Source organism: Acinetobacter sp. YH12218 (assembly GCF_013417925.1).
GTDB lineage: Bacteria > Pseudomonadota > Gammaproteobacteria > Pseudomonadales > Moraxellaceae > Acinetobacter > Acinetobacter amyesii.
In genome coordinates this window covers 1-1,239 of record NZ_VPDB01000166.1, presented here as the reverse complement: position 1 = coordinate 1,239, position 1,239 = coordinate 1, and the positions used below count along the sequence as shown (strand labels likewise).

Below are 1,239 nucleotides of genomic sequence, written 5' to 3'. Positions count from 1 at the left end.
TGCCATACTGGCAGGGCTTTCAATACTATTAAACACTCTTCAGTTGTTGTCAGAGTATTCGTCTGATGAGCTGAATGCGATTGCTCAGATCGCATTCAATTTATAAAAAATGTGTAGATACCTATGCTGCCTACGTCGAGGGTGATGTTGGTATCGGCCCTATTCCAACAGGATTTGGTATCGAAGTGACGCTTAATATTCATCTTGAGGGTATGGATGCAAGCGAGGCACAGAAATTGGTCGATGCCGCGCATATTGTATGCCCCTATTCAAATGCCACCCGAAACAATATTAATGTCACTTTAAATGTTTTGACTTAAATCCATTTGCACCTATCTATACAAAGCACTGTTTTAATTCCTTATAAAATAGTGCTTTGAACTTTTTTGACTTCTACAAATCTACAGCTGAGCTCAAAATAAAGCCTTATCCATTTCCAATGCATTTAAATATTCTTATTCAGCTACCAAAACCTTGCTAAAATATATAATGATTATTATTTACATTCATTTGTTGATCTATGATGCTTAAACCTCTCCTTATCAGTACATTGCTAATCAGCGCATCCACACTAAGTTTTGCCGAATTAACCCTATCTGAAAAAGTCCGTCCTCAGATTAAATCCTTGGTCAATCCAGATATTCAACGTCTTGCGCTACCGCCAACACCGAACAACATGTCTTTACCTGCCTATGGTCAAGGCATCATTGGTTGGGGTACAGGCCCAGAAGGTGCTGCAGCGCGCTTAGCCAACATCACCAAAGCCGACGTTGAAAAGCTTAAAACTCAAGATGTCACTTTAGAGATGGTTCAAACTTGGCAAAAGTTTTATGAAAATGAAACGCAGCGCAATGCAGGTAACCCAACCGCGCCCATTCGTGCTGAATTGATGAAGAAAGTTGTCAGTTTGTGGTAAGTGAAAGACCGTACAGCCCATATTTTTGGGCTGTTTTTGTTCAAATTAAAATAAAAAATTATGAGACATTCGATAGAAAGAATAATGAATAAAATTTAAAAAATGTTTAATAGATTTCTTTCATAAGTCATTTTTCACTCAGCTCCAAGTTATAAATTCCAGCAATTAGATTGAATCTTAATGCTAGTCTTTTGCATCGATTGCGATATCGCTCAGCAAGAATTTTGAAGGTTTTCAAACTGCCAAATACATGCTCAATTCCAATTCTTCTTTTATTGATTTCCTGATTATAGATTTTTAGTTCGGAATCCAGTTTACAGCGC

Annotated in this window: 2 protein-coding genes and 1 pseudogene; 2 read left to right on the top strand and 1 reads right to left on the bottom strand. The window is 37.4% G+C overall.

Annotated features, from left to right (window positions below):
• Nucleotides 1–128: 128 nt before the first annotated feature.
• Both FTV03_RS17745 and FTV03_RS17740 read left to right on the top strand, forming a co-directional pair.
• Nucleotides 129–320, top strand: a pseudogene (locus FTV03_RS17745) (OsmC family protein); the annotation flags it as partial.
• A 203-nt stretch (nt 321–523) separates the two neighbouring features.
• A complete protein-coding gene (locus FTV03_RS17740) occupies nt 524–916 on the top strand; it encodes a DUF4951 domain-containing protein (RefSeq protein WP_180042424.1) in 393 nt (130 codons plus the stop codon).
• A 127-nt stretch (nt 917–1,043) separates the two neighbouring features.
• Here the strand turns inward: FTV03_RS17740 and FTV03_RS17735 are convergent.
• A partial coding sequence (locus FTV03_RS17735) for a transposase (protein ID WP_180042422.1) occupies nt 1,044–1,239 on the bottom strand: 196 nt, incomplete at its 5' end.

Bases quoted from the DNA above. Each gene is read 5' to 3' on its own strand.
- FTV03_RS17740 (WP_180042424.1), top strand. From the start codon at position 524: ATGCTTAAACCTCTCCTTATCAGTACATTGCTAATCAGCGCATCCACA.